The sequence below is a fragment of the Rhodococcoides kroppenstedtii genome (assembly GCF_900111805.1).
Taxonomy (GTDB): domain Bacteria; phylum Actinomycetota; class Actinomycetes; order Mycobacteriales; family Mycobacteriaceae; genus Rhodococcoides; species Rhodococcoides kroppenstedtii.
In genome coordinates this window covers 14879-33899 of record NZ_FOJN01000017.1, presented here as the reverse complement: position 1 = coordinate 33899, position 19021 = coordinate 14879, and the positions used below count along the sequence as shown (strand labels likewise).

The following is a 19021-nucleotide window of genomic DNA, read 5'->3' as shown; positions in this document are numbered from 1 at the left end:
CCACGACTCGTGTGAGCAGCGCAACCGTCGCGGGTGTCCGGCCGGCTCTAGTGGCCCATCAGGCGGCGCAACTCCGTCAGCCACGGCACGGCGACGTAGATGGTGGGCACCACGAGGATCGCGGCGGACGCGAGATAGGCGAGCGCGGCGACGCGGTGATCCGGTCCCGGTCGGGCGAGACGCTCGACCCGGACGAGGGTGCTGGGCCCGCCTGCGGCGAGTGCCCCCTTGGGCGCCGCCGAGCCGGCACAGGCGACGAGGGCGCGCGCCAGGGGCTTCGGGCCGGTGACGCGGACGGCGCTGTCGTCGGCGAGCAGTTCGACCAGCAACTGCACCGAGCCGAGTGCGGACCGACTGCGGACCACGCGGGGAAACGCCTGGTTGACGGCCATGAAGGCCTCCAGCACCAGATCGTGCCGCGCCCGCAGGTGCGAACGCTCGTGGGTCAGGATCGCGGCGAGTTCGGCGTCGTCGAGATGGGCCAGGGTGCCCTCGCTGAGGACCACGCGTTGCCGAAGACCGGGGAGGCAGTAGGCGATGGGGTCGAGCGAGTCGAGTACCCGGACGTCCGCGCCGTGCCGAGACGGGGTGTCCGAGCCGCGATCGAGGATGTCCACCAGCGTCCGGTGCCGGGCGCGACGCCGGCGCGTCTTCACCGCCACCAGCGACGTCGCCCAGACCAGTCGCGCACCGATGACGAGAGTGACGACGAAGACCGTGACGTAGACGATCCAGAGCGGGAGACCCAGGGCCGCGATCTCCGCGGTCGGCGCCGTGGTGGGCCGACCGTCCGGGCCGGGGACCAGGAGCTGGCTGGCGATGGCGAGACCCGAGGAGAACGCCGAGAGCACCGCGGCCAGCGCGATCGCCTGCCACAGGACGAGCGCGGCCCGCGGCGTGCGGTGCGGCCACGTCGCCCGCGCCAGCATCGCCGGAACCGGGCCCGCGAGCAGCAACGCCAGTGCGGCGAATACCAGCGCGGTCGGTGCGTTCATGTCCTCGGGTTCGTCGTCGGGCGGTTGCGCTCAGTCGGAGCGGGTGTCGGGGTCCCGCTCGTCCAATGCTGCCAGAGCCTGCCGCAGCGCTGCGGCCTCGTCGGCGCTCACTCGGCCGACGAAGTGGACGAGGGCCGCTGCGCGTCCGCCGGATCGGTCGGCCTGATCGAGCGCATCCACCATGAGGCTCGCCACCAGTTCCTCTCGACCGTGGACCGGGGCGTACCGGTGGGCGCGATCGTCCCGACGTTGAGTGACCAGCTTCTTCTTGGCCAGCCGCTGCAGCACCGTCATGACGGTGGTGTAGGCCAGCTCGCGCTGGGACGCCAGGGCCTCGTGGACCTGTCGCACGGTCTGCGGCGAGTCGCTGGCCCAGAGATGTTCCATCACCGCACGTTCGAGATCGCCCAGGCCTGCCATTCGGCTCATGGTAGTGCTCCTCCGACACGAGTGCGTATTACGGGGTGTAGTAGGGCGCGCCGGGCCACCCGCAGCGAACCGAACGCGGTGGGGCGGGACGGCGCTACTGTGACGCGGTGGCCCTTCTCGACACCTCGCTGGTCAGCGGACCGCTTCCCACCGTCGTGACGTCCGTCGGCGTGGTCGGGCTGGTCGTCCTGGTGGTGTCGCGTCGTCGGCCCCACCTCCTGCGGTCGGTGCCGATCTCCCTGCTCGCCGCCGCCGCACTCACCGCCCTCGGCTGGGTCGTCGTCGAGAAGATCTGGCGGGGGTTCCCGGACCCGATCCAGATCGCGGTCTACGTCTGGATCGGTGTGGGGCTGCTGGGGCTGCTGCTCCTGGTTCCCCGCATCGTCGCCGCACGCCGATGGTGGACGAAGATCCTCGCCGTGCTCGCCGCCGTCGCCGTGGTGGCCACCGCCTCTCTGCAGGTCAATCTCGTCTTCGCGGCCTACCCGACCGTCGGGAGTGCTCTGGGGCTCGACGCCGCCGAGCAGGTCGGACTCGACGAGGCGACGGACCGTTCGACGGATCCGATCACCGGATCGCCGCTCGAGTCGGTCTGGACGCCGCCCCCGGATATGCCGTCCGGGGGTCGCATCCTCGACACCCCGATCCCGGGTACCGCCTCGGGATTCTCGGCGCGCAACGCGCAGGTCTACCTGCCGCCCGCGTACTTCGCTCCGCGTCGTCCCCTGCTTCCCGTCCTCGTCCTCATGGCGGGCCAACCCGGCGCTCCGGACGACTGGCTCACCGGTGGCCGATTGGTGCAGACGATGGACGCGTACGCCGCCGAACACGGCGGGCTCGCGCCCGTCGTCGTGGTGGCCGACGCGACCGGAAGCGCCGTCGCCAACCCGCTCTGCGTCGACTCGCCTCTCGGCAACGTCGCCACCTATCTGTCGACGGACGTGCCCACCTGGGTCCGCGCCACCCTGCAGGTGAATCCGGATCCGAGGTCCTGGGCCGTCGGCGGGCTCTCCTACGGCGGTACCTGTGCGCTGCAGATGGCCACGAACTTCCCGCAGGTCTATCCCACGTTCCTCGTGCTGTCGGGGCAACTCGCGCCGACGCTGGGGGACAAGCAGCGCACGCTCGACGCGGCGTTCGGCGGTAGCGAGGCGGCGTTCGAGGCCGTCAACCCGATGAACCTCATGGCCACCCGCCGCTACGACGGGTCCGCCGGCGTGTTCGTCGTCGGCGCGGACGACCCCGAGTACAAGGGCTACGCCGCGCAGTTGGTGGCCGCCGCACGGGCGGCGGGGATGGACGTGCAGTACCTCGAGGTGCCCGGTGGGCACAGCTATCAGACGTGGTCCGAAGGCCTCCGGCGCGAGATCGGATGGCTGGGAACGAGAACAGGAATCACCGCGTGAACGCCACCCCGAACACCGGCGCCCCGGAACCGGCCGCGACCGTCGAGACCCCGGCCGAGTCACCACCCTCCGCTCTGCGGCGCCTCCGGACGTCCGTCGCGCGCCAGGTGGGCCGCGCGGCACCGACCGTGCGCGACGGTGCCCGACGCGCGCCGGTGACGTTGGCCGTCCTCGCGATCATGTGGGGCGTCTTCGTGGTCGGCATGCTCACCACGCGGAGTGTGCGCAGTTTCGTCGACCACCATCTGGCGCTGGGCATCGTGCCGATCGAGAACATGCGGTTGTGGACCCCGCTGACCTCGGGCGTCGTGGTGGTGGGGTGGCTCGCGGCGATCGCCTCGACCGTGCTGCTGCTCGTGGTCGCGGCGCCCACCGAGCAGCGGCTCGGCTCGCGGCGGTTCGCGCTGGTGGCGGTGCTGACGCAGGTGGGCGGCGCGCTGGTAGCGCTCGCGTTCGCGGCCGCCGCGCAGGTGCTCGACGAGGCGTGGGGGTTCCAGCTGCACCTCGGCGTCTTCTCGGGACCCTTCGCGTGGATCCTCGGCACGCTCATGGCCGCGAGCGCGTCGGCCACCACGCTCTGGCGACGGCGCATCCGGGTCGGGCTGGTGGCGTTCACCGCCGTGCTCGCCCTGTTCGGTGGCCACCTCGGCGACGTCATGGCGCTGGCGACCGTGGCGGTGGGTGCGGTGGTCGGGCCGCTCGTGATCGGCCGGTCCCCGCGTGGATCACGGTTGGCCGGGACGCGGCGCGAGGAGCGCGTGCTGGTCGCTCTGATCGTCGCGGCCAGCGCCCTCGGACCGATGATCGCGGCGTTCTCGCCGAACGCCGTCGGCCCGCTGGCCGTCCTGCGCGAGCTGTTCCGCAGTCAGCCGTGGACGGTGGACGAGGTCAACCTGGTGTGTGCCGCCGATCAGACGTCGGCGGACTGCCGCCGGGGGCTGCTCGATCTCCGCCTCGGCGGCGTCGGGCCCGTGATCGCGAGCGTGCTGCCGTCCGTCTATCTCCTGGTGCTGGCCGACGGACTGCGCCGCGGGCGACGGTTCGCCTGGATCGCGGCCGTCGTCGCGCAGGCGGCGCTGGTGGTGCTGGCCGCCGCCAACGTCCTCATCCGCTTCGTCGACGACAACGACACGATCTTCTACGGCACCGCCGAGCCGACGCTCTACCGCTCGGTGGTGCCCTTCGTGGTCCCCGTACTGGTGCTGGCGCTGCTCGTCGTGACCCGACGGCGTTTCGACGTCGCCGCGCCGCGCGGTACGTACCGCGAACTGTGGACCCTCGTCGCCGCCACCGCCGTCGGACTCGGCGTGCTCTACGTCCTGCTGGGCACCTGGATCCGGCGCAGCTTCGACGGCGACCCGTCGGTCGGCGCGCTGCTGCTCGACTACCCCCAGCGGCTCGTCCCGCCCGTGTTGTTGCAGTGGTTCGACGCACCGTTCCTCCCGAACAGCGGGCCCACCACCCTGCTCTACGAATGGACCGGCATCGTCTTCTGGCTGGTTCTCGTCGTCGCCACGGCGGCGTCGTTCTCCCGCGTCACCTACGGCGTCGACTCCGACGCGGCCGAACGGGCGCGCGAGGTGCTCCGCGCGTCGAGCGGCAGTGCGCTGTCCTGGATGACGACCTGGCGCGGCAACCGGTACTGGTTCACCGACGACGGTCGCAGCTACGTCGCCTTCCGCGTGATCTCGGGCGTCGCACTGACCACCGGGGATCCCGTCGGTCCGCCGGCCGACCGACGATCCGCGATCGTGGGCTTCGCCGAGTACGCCGCCGCCAACGGTTGGTCGCCGTGCTTCTACTCGGTCACGCCGGACGCCGCGGCGATCACGTCGGACCTCGGGTGGGAGAGCATCCAGGTCGGCGAGGAGACGGTGTTGCCGCTGAAGGATCTCGCGTTCACCGGCAAGAAGTTCCAGGACGTGCGCACCGCGGTCAACCGGGCGAAGAAGGCCGGCGTCGAGGCCGAGTGGATCTCGTTCCCGACCGCGCCGCTGGCGGTGACCGATCAGATCACCGCGATCTCGGAGGAGTGGGTCGCGGACAAGGGGATGCCCGAGATGGGCTTCACCCTCGGCGGGCTGGACGAGGTCGACGATCCGGCGGTGCGCTGCCTGGTGGCCATCGACGAGCACCGCACCGTGCACGGAGTCACCTCGTGGATGCCGGTCCATCGTGACGGCGTCGTGGTGGGGTGGACGCTCGATTTCATGCGGCGCCGCTCCGAGGGCTTCCGCCCGGCGATGGAGTTTCTCATCGCCTCGGCCGCGCTGTCGCTGCAGGAGGAGGGCGCGGAGTTCCTCAGCCTGTCGGGCGCACCGCTGGCCAAGGTCGGCGACCCCACCGAGGACAGCCCGCAGGCGACGACCTTGTCCACGATGCTGGAGCGACTGCTCGACGTCGTCGGGCGCACCCTCGAGCCGGTCTACGGCTTCCGGTCGCTGCTCGCGTTCAAGTCGAAGTTCCAGCCCGTGTACGAGCCGATGTACATGACGTTCCCGGACCCGGCGGCCCTGCCGAGCATCGGCAACGCCATCGGCCGCGCCTACCTGCCGGACGTCTCGATCGCGCAGAGCGTGCGGCTGGTGCGCACGATGATGGATCGCTAGGGGAGAAGATTCTCGGCCGGGCGCCGATCGTGGACGTGGCGCGTCCCGATCGGCACCACCAGCGGGCGGTCCGACACCGGATCGTCGATGACGGCGGCGGCCAGCCCGAACACCTCGAGCAGAAGTTTCTCCGAGATCACCTCGGCCGGGGTGCCGGACGCGACGATCGATCCCTCGTGCATCACGACGAGGCGGTCGCTGTAGCGGATGGCGAGATTGAGATCGTGCAACACCATCACGACGGTGCGGCCCATCTCGTCGTGCATCCGGTCGACGAGGTCGAGGACCTCGATGGAGTGCGCGAGATCGAGGTAGGTCGTGGGCTCGTCGAGAAGGAGCACGTCGGTGCCCTGCGCGAGAGCCATGGAGATCCACGCGCGCTGACGCTGACCACCGGAGAGCTGGTCGACCGGCCGCTCCGCCAGTTCCTCGATGCCCGTCAGTTCGAGTGCCCGCGCCACCTCGGCCTCGTCGTCGCGGGACCACTGCCGGATCCACGACTGGTGCGGGTGGCGTCCGCGGGCGACGAGATCCGCGACCGTCAGCCCTTCGGGGGCGATCGGGGACTGCGGCAGGACGCCGAGCGTCCGCGCGACGTCGCGGGTCTTCATACTGCCGATCGCCTTGCCGTCCAACGTCACCTGGCCGGTGCGCGGGGTCAGCAGCCGACCCAGCGCGCGCAGGAGGGTCGACTTGCCGCAGCCGTTGGGTCCGATGACCGTGGTGATGACGCCGGTGTGCACCGCGAGGTCGAGTCCGTCGATCACCACCCGGTCGCCGTAGCCGACCGAGATGCCGTCGGCGGCCAGGCGATGCTCGTGCGCGAGAGGGGAAGCGCTCATACCGACGCCTTTCGATTGGCCTTGATCATCAGATGCAGCAGGAACGGTCCGCCGAGGGCGGAAGTGACGATGCCGACGGGTAGTTCGACCGGCAGGATCGTCCGGGCGACGAGGTCCGATCCCACCACGATCGCCGCGCCGGTCAGCGCCGAGGCGACGATCGGCGGCTCCGGCGATCGGGTCAGGCGCAGAGCGATCTGCGGGGCGGCCAGGGCGACGAAGCCGATGGGTCCGGCGACGGAGGTCGCGACCGCGGCGAGGGCGACGGCGACCACGAGCAGCGCGGCCTGCGAACGCTGCACGTTCACGCCCAGCGAGCGCGCGGTGTCCCCGCCGAGGCGCATGGCGTTCAGGCGGAAGGACAGCGCCAGCGTGGCGGTGCCGAGGACGACGACCACGGCGAGCACCGGCCACACCTGCGTCCAGGTCGCCCCCGCCAGTGTTCCGGTGAGCCACAACTGCGCTCGGGTGACGTCGGTGATGGTGGCGCTGACCAGCAGCCATCCGATGAGAGCGATGTTCATCGCGTTGATGGCGATGCCGATCAGCACCAACCGCATGCCCTCCACGCCGCCGCGCCACGCGAAGACGTAGATCAGCGCTGCCGTCAGGAAGGCACCCACCAACGCCGCGCCCGAGGTGCCGAGGGTGGCCAGCAGCCCGACGGCGGTTCCGCTGCCGCCCAGTACGATCAGGGCGACCGCGGCGACACTGGCACCCGAGGTGATCCCCAGGATGTCGGGGCTCGCGAGGGCGTTGCGGGTGATCGACTGGGTGACCGCACCCGCGACGGCCAGCGCCGCGCCGACCAGGGCGCCGGTGAGGGCGCGCGGCAGCCGGAGCTCCGTCACGACGAAGCGTTCGATGCGCGATCCGCCGCCGAGCAACACGTTCACCACGTCCGGGATGGACAGCGGGTAGTCGCCGCGGCCGATGTTCAGGCAGAAGAGGAGGAACAGCGCCGCGGTGACGCCCAGGGTGATCAGCACCCGTGTGGTGCGCCGCACTGTGGAGAAGCGGCCGATCCGGAACGCCGGGCGCCCCGCGACCCGCGTCTCGGGTGCCGTCGTGTCTAGTGCACTCACAGCGCCACCAGCTTCCGACGCCGGACGAGGGCGATGAAGAACGGCCCTCCGATCAGAGCGAGGACGATGCCGACCTGCAGTTCGCCCGGACGCACGACCACGCGTCCGACGACGTCGGCGACGAGGAGCAGCAGTCCGCCCAACGCGCCGGAGAAGGGCACGATCCAGCGGTAGTCCGGTCCGACGATCGACCGCGCGATATGCGGGACCACCAGGCCGACGAAGGCGATGGGACCGCAGGCCGCGGTGGCGGCGCCGGTGAGCAGGGTGATCGCGACGATGCCCGCGGTGCGGGTCAGCGCGATGTTGGTGCCGAGCGAGCGGGCGACGTCGTCACCGAGGCCGATGGTGTTGAGCGCCGGCGAGCCGGCTGCGGCGACGACGAGGCCGGCGAGGACGAAGGGAAGCACCGTCCAGAAGATGTCGATGCCCCGGCCGGAGACGGAGCCGACGATCCAGAAGCGGTAGCTGTCGAGCGTGGCCTGATCGAGCAGGACGACCGCGTTGGTGAGGGCCTGGAGGAAGAACGCCACGGCGGCCCCGGCGAGCGCCAGGGAGAGGGGGTTGGCCCGGCCACCACCGATGGACGCGCTGCCGAACACGACCACGCTGGCGATCGCGGCGCCGGCGAAGGCGAACCAGAGGTACCCGCCGGGCGAGGTGATGCCGAAGAGATAGATGGCCATCACGACGAAGAACGCCGCCCCCGCGTTGAGCCCGAGGAGCCCGGCGTCGGCAAGCGGGTTCCGGGTGTGGCCCTGGATCAGTGCTCCCGCGACGCCGAGGGCGATGCCGACCAGCAGTCCGAGGGCGGTGCGCGGCAGGCGGAGCGACCGCACGATCACGTCGGTGTCGGTTCCGGTCGAGTTCAGCAAGGCGTGCGCGATCTCGGCGAAGGTCAGCGGCCGGGCACCGACGGCAATGGACATGGCGACCACCAGCACCAGTGCGATCGCGAGGACGAGCAGTCCGCCGGTGCGTCGTCGCCGCGTCGCGGCGGAGGTCGTGTCGGGTGGAATCGCGGTGAAACCGTCGGCGACGGCGATCTCCGTGCGGACCACCTCCGCCGTGCGACCGTCGCGGCGGAAGGCGGCGCGAGTGCCGATGGCACCGCGGTGGTCTCGGTCGCGCAGGACGAGTCCGGCCATGGTCTTGCCGACGCTCTGACCGGCCCGTCCGTCCCGGATGCCGCGGTTCCAGTACGCGATTCCGACGGCGGCGAGCACGGCGAGGGACGCGAACACGGCGCGGTCGATCTCGCCGCCGCCGTTGGCGTCGGTCAGCGAGCGGACGACGACGGCACCGATGACCAGGGGGAGAGCGGGCAGGGCCACGTCGACGGCGAGCGCGACCAGTCGGGGCGTCGCGCCCGGCGGCCGGCGATCGAGGGATGCGTAGTCGCGGTCGGAGGGCAGCGTCGAGACGCGAGCGGTGCGCTCGGACACGGGGCCTCCTGGTCGTCGATCGGGGTTACGCAAGCCTAACCATAGTCCTGCGGAGCCCCTGCGATGGTCGCCTCGGGTCTGTGACGGGTCCCACGCCGAAGTACGGGATCTCATCAGGTTAGGCTTACCTCAATTCGAAACGGAGGTGTGCGATGACCGTCGTCGACGAGGTCGGAGTGGCGGGCGAGTTCGATCGGGCCATGACGTGGCTGCGTGACCTCGACCCCGCAGCTCCCCGGGTGTACGCCGTGGCGAACATGCGTCACCAGACCAAGCGCCGCTGGTGGGCGCTGACCTCGGGGGAGTCGTCGGGCCGGTTCGCGGCCCTGCAGGCGAGAGCGATGGCCGATCGGGGCGATCCGGCGCAGGCCGTGCTCGGGGTCGCCGCCGACCTCGTCCACTGTGTCGTCGGCCGGGTCGCGGCCTCGTTCGTCGGCGTCGGACGGGTTTGGGATCCGGGTCCGGAGAACGTCTGGATTCACCTCGACAGCGACTGCGGTATCGACTGGGTCGGGGTGTGGGACCTCGTGCTGCGTGACAGCGGGTCACTCGCGGGGCGCGCCGGCGTGGTGTCCCTGCCGTGCGAACGGTCGCTCGCGGCCTGGACCGCGCACCGCGCGTCGCGATCTCTGCACGCGGTGACCCGCGGACTGTCGACGCTCGGCCCGATCGACGCGGACGCCGTCGGACGCATCGTCGGCGACTCGGTACTGGGCGCCTCCGTGCGAATCCCGCATCTGGGCACCGTGGACGCGGAGGAAGGGTGGCGCCGAGGTCAGGTGCTGCTCGACGCGTTCACCGACATCGGCATTCCGGTACGAGCCGGATCGACACGCATGACTTAGGACAGCCTGTCCTATATAGTTCGACACGTCGGATCGAGCGGAGTCCTGAGGGCTGCAGTGACACCCGGTCCGCGCCCCGGTGGGCCTCGCGAACAGTGACGTTCGCGAGGCCCACCGTGCATCCGATCCACCGAGGTTGATTGACTGAAGCAATGACCTCCACCGACCCCGACGCTCCCCGCCCGTCGCACGCGGACGTGAGCCCGGACATGGCCACCCTTCTCGACACCGGCTTCGGCAAACTCCTCGGCCTGCGCTTCGTCGAGCTGGGCCCCGACCGCGTGACCGCCACTTACGAGGTGCGCCCCGAGTTGCTGCAGCCGTTCGGCATCGTGCACGGCGGCGTGCACTGCGCCGTGGTGGAGTCACTCGCCAGCACCGGGGCCGGGCTGTGGTTCCAGGACGGCCACGTGGTGGGTGTCAACAACTCCACGGACTTCCTCCGTGCCGCGCGGGAGGGAGTCCTGACCGGTGAGGCGACCCCGATCCACCGAGGACGCACCCAGCAGCTCTGGCTGGTCACGATCACGGACGAGCAGAACCGCCCGATCGCCCGCGGTCAGGTCCGCCTGCAGAACATCGCCGACACGGGCAGCATCGGGCGCTGATCTTCCGTCCCCGATCAGCCCGCGCGTTCGGCGCTGGTCGGGGACGCCCCCGACGCCGCCCGCTTCTCCGTGCTGTCGACCTGCTTGCGTCGCCCCTCGGCGTCGGCGTCGGCCTTCGAATCCCGACGTCCCGCCGCCGAGTTCGCGTCGATGGTGCGCGTGGGGAGAGCAGCGTCGTCGATGCGGTTCTCCTTCTCCAGTGAATTGAGTTGTTCGATGGCCAGTCGGGCGAACACCTGCTGTTCCGTCGACGCCATCTGCGCACGTCCGCGGCCGAGGAACGTCACGAACCACGAGATGACCGTGGTGAGCCGGTTGCGGTATCCCACCTGGTAGAAGAGGTGCAGGCCCAGCCACGCGACCCAGGCGATGAAGCCGCCGAACTCGAGCTTGCCCACCTTGCAGACCGCGCTGAACCGCGACACGGTGGCCATCGAGCCCTTGTCGAAGTAGGAGAACGGCTTGCGCTGGCTCGGCTCCTGCCCGTCGAGGCCGGCCTTGATGGCCTTGGCGGCATAGCGAGCGCCCTGGATGGCGCCCTGCGCCATGCCCGGGACGTCCGGCACGGACATCATGTCGCCCACGACGAAGACGTTCGGGTGGCCCTTGACCGTGAGATCGGGCTCGACGATGACGCGACCGGCGCGGTCGACCTCCGTGCCGTCGGACTGCTCGGCGAGCTGCTTGCCGAGCGGGCTCGCCTGCACGCCGGCCGACCAGACCTTGCACTGCGCCTCGATGCGGCGCTCGCTGCCGTCCTTGTCCTTGACCGTGATGCCGTCGTTGTCCACTCCGGTGACCATCGCGTTCAGCTGGATGTCCACACCGAGCTTGCGGAGGCGGTTCGCGGCCTTCTCGCCCAGCTTCTTGCCCATCGGCGGCAGCACTGCGGGGGCCGCGTCGAGAAGGACCACCTTGGCGTCGCGCGCGTCGATGTTGCGGAATGCGCCGTCGAGCGTGCGGGTCGCGAGTTCGGAAATCTGGCCGGCCAGCTCGACACCGGTGGGGCCGGCGCCGACCACGACGAAAGTCATGAGACGCTCGCGCTCGGCCGGATCGGTGGACAGCTCGGCCTGCTCGAACGCGCCGAGAATGCGCCCACGGAGCTCGAGAGCGTCGTCGATGGTCTTCATGCCGGGGGCGAACTCGGCGAAGTGATCGTTGCCGAAGTACGACTGCTGCGCTCCGGCGGCCACGATCAGGCTGTCGAAGTGGGTCACCGTCTCCCGCTCGAGCAGTCGCGACGTGACGGTGTTGTTCGTCAGATCGATCCGCTCGACGTCGCCCATCAGCACCTCGGCGTTCTTCTGCTTGCGCAGGATGACGCGGGTGGCCGGGGCGATCTCGCCGACGGACAGGATGCCGGTGGCCACCTGGTACAGCAACGGCTGGAACAGGTGGTGGGTGGTGCGGGCGATGAGCGTGACGTCGACGTCGGCCCGCTTGAGCGCCTGCGTGCCGAAGAGGCCACCGAAGCCGGAACCGATGACGACGACGTGGTGGCGCTTCTTCTCGTTCGTCTCGCTCATGTGTATCGCTCCTAGAAAAAAGGTCCGGTGTACGGCTCAACGCTAGTCTTCCGTCCCGACAGGATTCGCGCGAGCCCGACATGGGGGTTCCCGATCCGACTCGTCCGTACGCTCCGGTGTGACCGAAGCATCGGTGACCGGGCACACTCGGTGACCGCCGGAACGAGAGGATCAGCCGTGCATCTCGCCGTCCACTACCCGTATTTCTCCTACCCGGGCGGTGCGGCCGCGACGGCGACCCTGCTGTCCGACACCGCCCGCGCCGCCGAGGACGGCGGGTGCACGCTGTTCACCCTGATGGACCATTGGTTCCAGATGGAGAACCTCGCCACCGCGCAGGACCCGATGCTCGAGGGGTACACCGGCCTGGGGTTCCTGGCCGGTCGGACCGAGTCGATCCGGCTCGGCCTGCTGGTGACGGGAGTGACCTACCGGCATCCCGGGTTGCTCGCGAAGACCGTCACCACGCTCGACGTGCTCTCGGGCGGGCGCGCGATGCTCGGCATCGGCGCCGCGTGGTACGAGCGTGAGCACAAGGGTCTCGGTGTCCCGTTCCCGCCGATGAAGGAGCGGTTCGAGCGGCTCGAGGAGACCCTGCAGATCGTGCGGCAGATGTGGAGCGACGACGACGGCCCGTATCGCGGTGCGCACTACTCCCTCGAGGAGACCATCTGCGAACCCCGGCCGCTGCAGTCGCCGGCCCCGCCGATCATGGTGGGCGGGTCGGGCGAGAAGAAGACCCTCGCGTTCGTGGCCCGCTACGCCTCGCTCTGCAACCTGTTCGCCGCGGACACCGACACCGTGGCGCACAAGCTCGCCGTGCTGCGCGAGCACTGCGAGCGCGAAGGACGCAATCCCGACGAGATCGAGAAGACCATCATCTCCTCCCTCGACCCGGTCGCCGATCGCGACGGGTTCCTCCGCGAGATGGAGACCTACGCCGCGATGGGCATCGACACGGTCTGCCTGAACCCGCACGGCGACGATCCGGCGGGATGGGCTCGGGCGGCGACGGCTGCCGTGGTGGCTCCACTCGCCGAGATGGGGGCGTGAGATGGACCTCGGCAGCAAGCACTTCCTGGTGGTGGGGGCATCCGGCGCGCTCGGACAGCGCATCGTTCGGCGGCTCCGGGACGCCGGCGCGTCGGTCTCCCTGGCCGGACGCGACGCGGACCGGGTCGCCAACGTGGGCGGCGCCGACGCGCACGTGCTCACGGGGGACCTCATCGACCCGACGGTGCCGGGGCGATTCGTCGCCGAGGCCGCTGAGCACGCGGGCCGTCTCGACGGGGTGGTGATCGCGTCCGGCGTGGTGGCCTTCGGCCCCGCGGCCGAGGTCGACGACGACACGGTCGACGATCTGCTGCTCGTCAACCTCATCGCACCGTTGCGCCTGGTCCGCGCCGCGCTCGGCGCGGTCGAGGAAGGCGGCGTGGTGGTCAACCTCGGCGCCGTCGTGGCCGAGAAACCCGTCGGAGGCATGGCCGCGTACAGCGCGTCCAAGGCCGGCATCGGCGCGTTCCTCGCGGCGACGCGCCCCGAGGCCCGACGTCGGAAGATCCGCATCGTCGACGTCCGACCGCCGCACACCGAGACCGGTCTCGCGACGCGACCGGTGGCCGGCGAGGCGCCGCGGATGCCCGAGGGACTCGATCCGGACGTGGTCGCCGACCGCATTGTCGCCGCGATCACCGGCGACGAGACCGACGTGCCGTCGACCGAGTTCGGCTGAGCCCACCCATCAGGGTGTTCCTCGACGTCTGACGTCCGTCGGGGTCCGGCCCCACCAGCGGCGACAGGCTCGCGTGAACGTCGACTGTTCGGCCAGCCCGACGGCGGCGGCGATCTGCGTCATCGGCAGGTCGGTGGTGGTGAGGTAGCGCCGAGCCTCGTCGCGGCGCGCGTCGTCCAGGATCGCGCCGAACGACGTGCCCTCGTCGGCCAGTCGACGTTGCAGGGTCCGCGGGTGCATCGAGAGCAGGTGCGCGGCGCCGGACACCGTCGGCACACCGGTGCCGAGGGACTGGCCGACGATGGCTCGGACGCGGGGGGACACCTCGGGGCCCCCGCCCGGACCCGATTGCGCGAGGAACGCCAACGCCAGGCGGCGCAGCGCGTCGTCGCCGCCGTGCAGGGGCCGCGCGGCCAGGGTCGCCGGCACCCGCAACAGGGCCGCGGCTCGGCCGGGACGGACGGCGACGCCAAAGAACCGCTCGTAGACCTCGAGAGGAGCGGGCGGGTCGTACGGCAGTTCCACCGACCGCAGCCCGTAGGGGCCGCCGACGAGCGCGACGGTCGCGCGGTGCAGGAAGCCCAGCCCGAGATCGGTGCCCTGGATCGGCGCGATCAGGCCCGCGGGCACGCCGTACCGCAGGGCCACCACGCCCGGGGCGCCGTACGGATCCTCCTCCACGGCGAGCGAGAGCGACTGCGCGTGCACGAAGAGGTACCGCTCGGTGCACTCGAGCGCCTCGCCGACGGTGGACGAGTTCTGGATGGCCAGCGCGAGCGGCCCCAGCATCCCGAGGTCCTGCCGGCGGGCGATGCGCAGTCCCAGGTCGGGGCACTGCAGGGCGTTGGCCGCCACCTCGAGGGTGGCCGCCATGGCGATGTCCTCCACGAGGAGGTCGTCCGCGTCCAGCGCGGCCACCGGCAGCCCGGCGGTCCGGGCGAACGCTTCGGCGTCGCCACCGAGTTCCGCCACCGCGGCGCGGAAGCCTCGGAGGCCGGCGGATCTGATGGCGGGCATGTCGCACAGAGTCAAGGACTTGTCGCGTGAAGTCAAGCGTCGGCCGAGTCCGATGGGGACACTGGGTGCCATGACCTCCACCGAACGCGACCACGCCCGCCATCTCGACGTCGTCGTCGTCGGAGCCGGACTGTCCGGCATCGGCGCGGGATACCGCCTGTCCACCGAGCACCCGGACAAGACCTGGGCCATCCTCGAAGCGCGGCAGGCCATCGGGGGCACCTGGGACCTCTTCCGGTACCCCGGGGTGCGGTCGGACTCCGACATGTACACCCTCGGCTACCAGTTCAAGCCCTGGCGCGACGCGAAGTCCATCGCGGACGGGGCGTCGATCCTCGACTACATCCACGAGACGGCGCGCGAGTTCGGCATCGACCAGCACGTCCGGTTCGGCACCAAGGTGGTCGGCGCGAACTTCTCCACGGCGGACTCGCTGTGGACGCTCGATCTGCAGGTCACCGACGAGCAGGGCCGCACCCACTCCGAGACACTGACCTGCACGTTCCTCTACAGCTGCGCCGGGTACTACGACTACGACAAGGGGTACGACCCCGACATTCCCGGTCTCGAGACCTTCGCCGGCACGGTGGTGCACCCGCAGTTCTGGCCCGAGGACCTCGACTGGACGGGCAAGCGGGTGGTGGTCATCGGCAGTGGGGCCACCGCGGTGACCCTGGTGCCGTCCATGGCGCCCGACGCCGAGCACGTCACCATGCTGCAGCGCACGCCCACGTGGATCAGCGCCGTGCCCGGTCGCGACAAGCAGGCGGACGCTCTGCGCAAGTACCTGCCGGCGCAGCTGGCGCACACGGTGATTCGGCTGAAGAACATCGCGTTCTCGACGGCGTTCTACCAGTTCTGCCGCCGTCGTCCGCAGGCCGCCCGAAAGCTGCTGACCAACCTCTCGACCCGGATCCTGAAGGACGAGAAGCTCGTCTCCCAGCACTTCACCCCCGAGTACAACCCCTGGGACCAGCGCCTCTGCGCGGTGCCCGACGCCGACCTGTTCAAGGCGATGAAGAAGGGGAAGGCGTCGGTGGTGACCGACCGCATCGAACGGGTCGAGGCCGACGGCATCAAGCTGGTCTCGGGCGCCACGTTGCCCGCGGACATCGTGATCACCGCGACGGGCCTGCAGCTGCTGGCGTTCGGCGGCATCGAGCTGCGCGTCGACGACTCGCCGGTGACGCTGTCCGAGCAGTTCGTCTGGCAAGGCGCGATGATGACCGGCGTTCCGAACTTCGCGATCTGCATCGGGTACACCAACGCGTCCTGGACGCTGCGAGCCGACATCACCCACCGCCTGGTGTGCCGCGTTCTGGAGTTCATGGACAAGCGCGGTTTCGGTGCCGTGGTTCCCACGCCGGACGGTCCGCTCGAGGAACGGCCGCTGCTCGACCTGCAGTCCGGCTACGTCCAGCGGTCCATCGACGCGTTCCCGCGCCAGGGCGATCGCGGCCCGTGGCAGGTGCGGCAGAACTACGTGCTCGACAGCCTCACCACGCTCCGGGGCGATCTGAGCAAGACGTTGAAGGGCACGCCGCGTCGCGAGCGCGTCGGAGCGTCAACCGCTCGTTGACGATGCGCAGTCGTCAACCTCGACCCATCCCGACGCCCTGGACCGACTGAGCATCGTCGACCAGGCGCGCCGGTCCGGCGCCTCGTGGGCGGACATCGGCAGGAGCATGGGCGTCACCAAGCAGGCGGCGCAGAAGAAATTCGTCCCCAAAGCGTCGGACGACGCGCCGATGGACGCGAGTCAAGGCTTCTCGCGCTTCACGCCGCGGGCGCGAAACGTGGGTTCCTCGCCGCGCAGGGGCCGTCGGCGGACGCGATCCGCGAGGCCGCGCTGGCGGTGACCGGACCGACCCTCGACGCGGATGCCGAGCAGGCACCGCTGATCCCCTTCGACGCCGCCGCCAGGAAGGCGTTGGAACTGACCTTCCGCGAGGCGCTGCGGCTCGGTCACGACTACGTGGGAACCGAACACGTGCTGCTCGCCCTGCTGGAGAACGAGAACGGCGACGGTCTGCTCACGTCGCTCGGCGTGACCAAGGCACGCGTGGAAGCCGACCTGGTCGCCGCTCTCGATCTCTCCTGAGTCTCACATCGCGCGGCGCATCACCGCGTAGTACGACGACGGGAACAGGCGGGCCAGGGCGTCCACGCTGAACGCGCTCGCCGCGATGAGCACGCGCCCCTTCCGCTTCTCGACGCCGTCGAGGATCCGCAGCGCCGCTTTGTCCGCGGGGTACGTGAGGAGCCGGGCGAAGGTGGCCTTGCCGTCGGCGATCTCCTTCTCCGTGGCGCCGGCCGCGGTGCCCGCGGTCTCCGCGATGCGGGTCTTGATGCCGCCGGGGTGCACCGAGGTGACGCCGACGCGACCGACGAGCTCGTGGCGCAGGCTCTCCGTGAAGCCGCGGATGGCGAACTTGCTCGACGAGTAGGCGGACTGCCCGGGCGGGGCGACAATGCCGAACAGCGACGAGATGTTGACGATGTGCGCGCCCGGCGACTTCAGCAGGGTCGGGAGCAGGCGTCGCGTGATCTCGACGGGGGCGGTGAAGTTGATGGTCATCACGGAGTCGAAGTCCTTGGCGCTGAGCTGCTCGAAGGAGCCGCCGAAAGCGATTCCGGCGTTGTTGATCAGCAGGTCGATCCTGGGGTGTCGTTCGAGCACACCCTCGAGCACGAGACCGAGGGCGTCGAGGTCGGACAGGTCGGCCACCACGGCGTCGACGGATCGCCCGGGCGACTGCGCGTGCAGTGCCTTCTCGACGTCCGCCAGCCGTTCCCGATCGCGATCGAGGATCACCAGATCCGTTCCGCGGCGGGCCAATTCGTAGGCCATCTGCTCACCCATGCCGCTGGCGGCGCCGGTGACCAGCGCGACGGAGCCGGGGAAACGGAACGGGGGCAACTTCGGCACGAGCTCTCCTGAGGGTCGACGACACAACGATGCGAATCCCGAGACTGCCGGATGGTCGGACGGTGTTCTTGACTCTGCGCGACAACCGCCTACGCTCCGGTCATGACCTCACCCGCCGGCCCCGCGCTCGCCTCCGGGACCACCACGGTCCGGGTCGCCCCGGACGCGGTGTTCGCCCTCGTCACGGATCTGTCCGGACTGGCCTCGGTCGCGGTCGAGGCCGAGTCGATGGAGTGGGTCTCCGGTACGAGGGCGGCGCCGGGGGCGGTGTTCCGGGGCCACAACCGCAACGGACTGCGTCGGTGGTCGACCCGCTGCACCGTCACCGACACTACCGAGGGCCGGGTCTTCGCCTTCGACGTGGACTACGGCCCCCGCGGAATCGTGCCGATCGCGCACTGGCGCTACGACCTGGAGCCGACCGAGAACGGCACGCTCGTCACCGAACGCATGTGGGACCGTCGGCCGTCGTGGTTCGTCGGGCTCGGCGGGTTCGCGACCGGCGTGCGAGACCGGGCAGCCGGGAACACCGCCAACATCGAGGCGACGCTCGATCGCCTCCGGGTTGTCCTCGAACGCGGCGGGGCACACTGACGTCCATGACGACACCGGACCCTCGCCCCTCCATCGGACTCTGGACCGGCACGCTCGACGGCGTCCCGGCGCGGCAGGCGCAGGACGCCGCACGCGATATCGAGGCGCAGGGGTGGCAGTCCCTGTGGTTCGGCGAGGCCTACGGCCGCGAGGCCCTGACCGCCGCCCAGCTCTACCTGTCCGCCACCGAGCGGCTCGAGGTGGGCACGGGAATCGCCAGCATCTACGCCCGGGACGCGGTGGCGACGGCGGCGGCGTCCCGAACGCTCCATGCGACGTCGGGCGGTCGGTTCGTCCTCGGACTCGGCGTCTCGCACGCACCCCTGGTCGAGCGCATGCGCGGCCACCTGTACGGCAAGCCCGTCGCGGCGATGCGGGACTACCTGGACGCGCTCGACGCGGCGCCGGCCGCAGTGGCGGGGGAGGAGGCGAACGCACCCCGTGTGCTGGCCGCCCTGGGGCCGAAGATGCTCGAGCTCTCGCGGGAGCGGACCGCCGGCGCGCACCCCTACCTCGTGACGCCCGAGCACACGGCGACCGCCCGCGAGATCCTCGATGCCGGAGACGCGGATCGGCCTCGACTGGTCGTCGAGCAGGCCGCCGTGGTCGACCCGGCCGCGGACGCCGACGAGAGCGTGTGGAGCGAGCGTGCGCACGCCCACCTGAACATCTACACCGGCCTGCCGAACTACCGGAACAATTGGGCGCGACTGGGTTTCGGCGAGGAGGACTTCGTCCGCGGAGGCTCTGACCGCTTGGCCGACGCCATGGTCACGCGTGGGCTCGACGCCACCGTCCGCCGGGTCCACGAGCACCTCGACGCCGGGGCGACGACCGTGCTGCTGCAGGTGTTGGGGGAGTCGATGGCGGTTCCGCCGGTCGAGGACTGGCGCCGTCTCGCCGCCGCGCTGGAACTGGGGTAGGTGCCGACGCCGACGCGTCCGAGCCGTGAGGTT

The 19021-nt window shown here is 70.6% G+C and carries 17 protein-coding genes and 1 pseudogene; 10 read left to right on the top strand and 8 right to left on the bottom strand.

What is annotated here, in order from left to right:
• Positions 1 to 47: 47 nt before the first annotated feature.
• Together BMZ18_RS17165 and BMZ18_RS17160 are read right to left on the bottom strand one after the other, a co-directional pair.
• Entirely contained in the window at positions 48 to 995 is a 948-nt protein-coding gene (locus BMZ18_RS17165) for a M56 family metallopeptidase (protein WP_068101491.1), read from the bottom strand.
• Positions 996 to 1025: 30 nt separating this feature from the next.
• Complete coding sequence (locus BMZ18_RS17160; RefSeq protein ID WP_068362892.1) at positions 1026 to 1415, bottom strand: BlaI/MecI/CopY family transcriptional regulator; 390 nt, start codon at positions 1413 to 1415, stop codon at positions 1026 to 1028.
• A gap of 116 nt (positions 1416 to 1531) precedes the next feature.
• Between BMZ18_RS17160 and BMZ18_RS17155 the strand changes: the two genes are divergently transcribed.
• Both BMZ18_RS17155 and BMZ18_RS17150 read left to right on the top strand, forming a co-directional pair.
• Positions 1532 to 2830, top strand: coding sequence for an alpha/beta hydrolase (locus tag BMZ18_RS17155; RefSeq protein ID WP_068362895.1), 1299 nt, complete (start codon positions 1532 to 1534; stop codon positions 2828 to 2830).
• Complete coding sequence (locus tag BMZ18_RS17150) at positions 2827 to 5439, top strand: DUF2156 domain-containing protein (protein ID WP_371828514.1); 2613 nt, start codon at positions 2827 to 2829, stop codon at positions 5437 to 5439. The genes BMZ18_RS17155 and BMZ18_RS17150 overlap by 4 nt, the downstream gene beginning before the upstream one ends.
• Here BMZ18_RS17150 and BMZ18_RS17145 read toward each other — a convergent pair.
• The 3 genes from BMZ18_RS17145 to BMZ18_RS17135 are packed head-to-tail and all read right to left on the bottom strand — an operon-like array spanning position 5436 to position 8781.
• On the bottom strand, positions 5436 to 6281 hold the full coding sequence (locus BMZ18_RS17145; RefSeq protein WP_068101482.1) for an ABC transporter ATP-binding protein: 846 nt from the start codon (positions 6279 to 6281) through the stop codon (positions 5436 to 5438). The two genes, BMZ18_RS17150 and BMZ18_RS17145, sit on opposite strands and share 4 nt — an antisense overlap.
• Positions 6278 to 7366, bottom strand: coding sequence for a FecCD family ABC transporter permease (locus BMZ18_RS17140; RefSeq protein WP_068362898.1), 1089 nt, complete (start codon positions 7364 to 7366; stop codon positions 6278 to 6280). The genes BMZ18_RS17145 and BMZ18_RS17140 overlap by 4 nt, the downstream gene beginning before the upstream one ends.
• Complete coding sequence (locus BMZ18_RS17135) at positions 7363 to 8781, bottom strand: FecCD family ABC transporter permease (protein WP_074922339.1); 1419 nt, start codon at positions 8779 to 8781, stop codon at positions 7363 to 7365. Before BMZ18_RS17135 ends, BMZ18_RS17140 begins: the two co-directional genes overlap by 4 nt.
• A gap of 182 nt (positions 8782 to 8963) precedes the next feature.
• On the opposite strand from BMZ18_RS17135, the gene BMZ18_RS19825 reads away from it, so the two are divergent.
• Entirely contained in the window at positions 8964 to 9656 is a 693-nt protein-coding gene (locus BMZ18_RS19825) for a hypothetical protein (protein WP_068362900.1), read from the top strand.
• Positions 9657 to 9808: 152 nt separating this feature from the next.
• Complete coding sequence (locus tag BMZ18_RS17125) at positions 9809 to 10264, top strand: PaaI family thioesterase (protein WP_068362903.1); 456 nt, start codon at positions 9809 to 9811, stop codon at positions 10262 to 10264.
• Between the two features lie 14 nt (positions 10265 to 10278).
• On the opposite strand, the gene BMZ18_RS17120 is transcribed toward BMZ18_RS17125, so the two are convergent.
• Positions 10279 to 11793, bottom strand: a complete 1515-nt coding sequence (locus tag BMZ18_RS17120; protein ID WP_082833839.1) for an NAD(P)/FAD-dependent oxidoreductase — start codon at positions 11791 to 11793, stop codon at positions 10279 to 10281.
• A 177-nt stretch (positions 11794 to 11970) separates the two neighbouring features.
• Here BMZ18_RS17120 and BMZ18_RS17115 point away from each other — a divergent pair, with 177 nt between their 5' ends.
• Both BMZ18_RS17115 and BMZ18_RS17110 read left to right on the top strand, forming a co-directional pair.
• Positions 11971 to 12846 carry an LLM class F420-dependent oxidoreductase gene (locus BMZ18_RS17115; protein ID WP_068362906.1) on the top strand — a complete coding sequence of 292 codons (876 nt, stop codon included), beginning with the start codon at positions 11971 to 11973 and terminating at the stop codon, positions 12844 to 12846.
• Between the two features lies 1 nt (position 12847).
• On the top strand, positions 12848 to 13525 hold the full coding sequence (locus tag BMZ18_RS17110; RefSeq protein ID WP_068362909.1) for an SDR family NAD(P)-dependent oxidoreductase: 678 nt from the start codon (positions 12848 to 12850) through the stop codon (positions 13523 to 13525).
• A 9-nt stretch (positions 13526 to 13534) separates the two neighbouring features.
• Here BMZ18_RS17110 and BMZ18_RS17105 read toward each other — a convergent pair whose 3' ends face one another.
• Positions 13535 to 14542 (bottom strand): AraC family transcriptional regulator, encoded by a 1008-nt coding sequence (locus BMZ18_RS17105; protein WP_068105700.1) that lies wholly within the window; start codon positions 14540 to 14542, stop codon positions 13535 to 13537.
• A 70-nt stretch (positions 14543 to 14612) separates the two neighbouring features.
• Between BMZ18_RS17105 and BMZ18_RS17100 the strand changes: the two genes are divergently transcribed.
• Positions 14613 to 16121 (top strand): flavin-containing monooxygenase, encoded by a 1509-nt coding sequence (locus BMZ18_RS17100; RefSeq protein WP_068362912.1) that lies wholly within the window; start codon positions 14613 to 14615, stop codon positions 16119 to 16121.
• 55 nt (positions 16122 to 16176) lie between these two features.
• Positions 16177 to 16643, top strand: a pseudogene (locus BMZ18_RS17095) (Clp protease N-terminal domain-containing protein); the annotation flags it as partial.
• Positions 16644 to 16646: 3 nt separating this feature from the next.
• On the opposite strand, the gene BMZ18_RS17090 reads toward BMZ18_RS17095, so the two are convergent.
• Positions 16647 to 17471 (bottom strand): SDR family NAD(P)-dependent oxidoreductase, encoded by an 825-nt coding sequence (locus BMZ18_RS17090; protein ID WP_211267482.1) that lies wholly within the window; start codon positions 17469 to 17471, stop codon positions 16647 to 16649.
• Positions 17472 to 17573: 102 nt separating this feature from the next.
• On the opposite strand from BMZ18_RS17090, the gene BMZ18_RS17085 reads away from it, so the two are divergent.
• Positions 17574 to 18065, top strand: coding sequence for an SRPBCC family protein (locus BMZ18_RS17085; RefSeq protein ID WP_068362915.1), 492 nt, complete (start codon positions 17574 to 17576; stop codon positions 18063 to 18065).
• Between the two features lie 5 nt (positions 18066 to 18070).
• A complete protein-coding gene (locus BMZ18_RS17080) occupies positions 18071 to 18988 on the top strand; it encodes a TIGR03620 family F420-dependent LLM class oxidoreductase (protein WP_068362920.1) in 918 nt (305 codons plus the stop codon).
• Positions 18989 to 19021 lie beyond the last annotated feature (33 nt).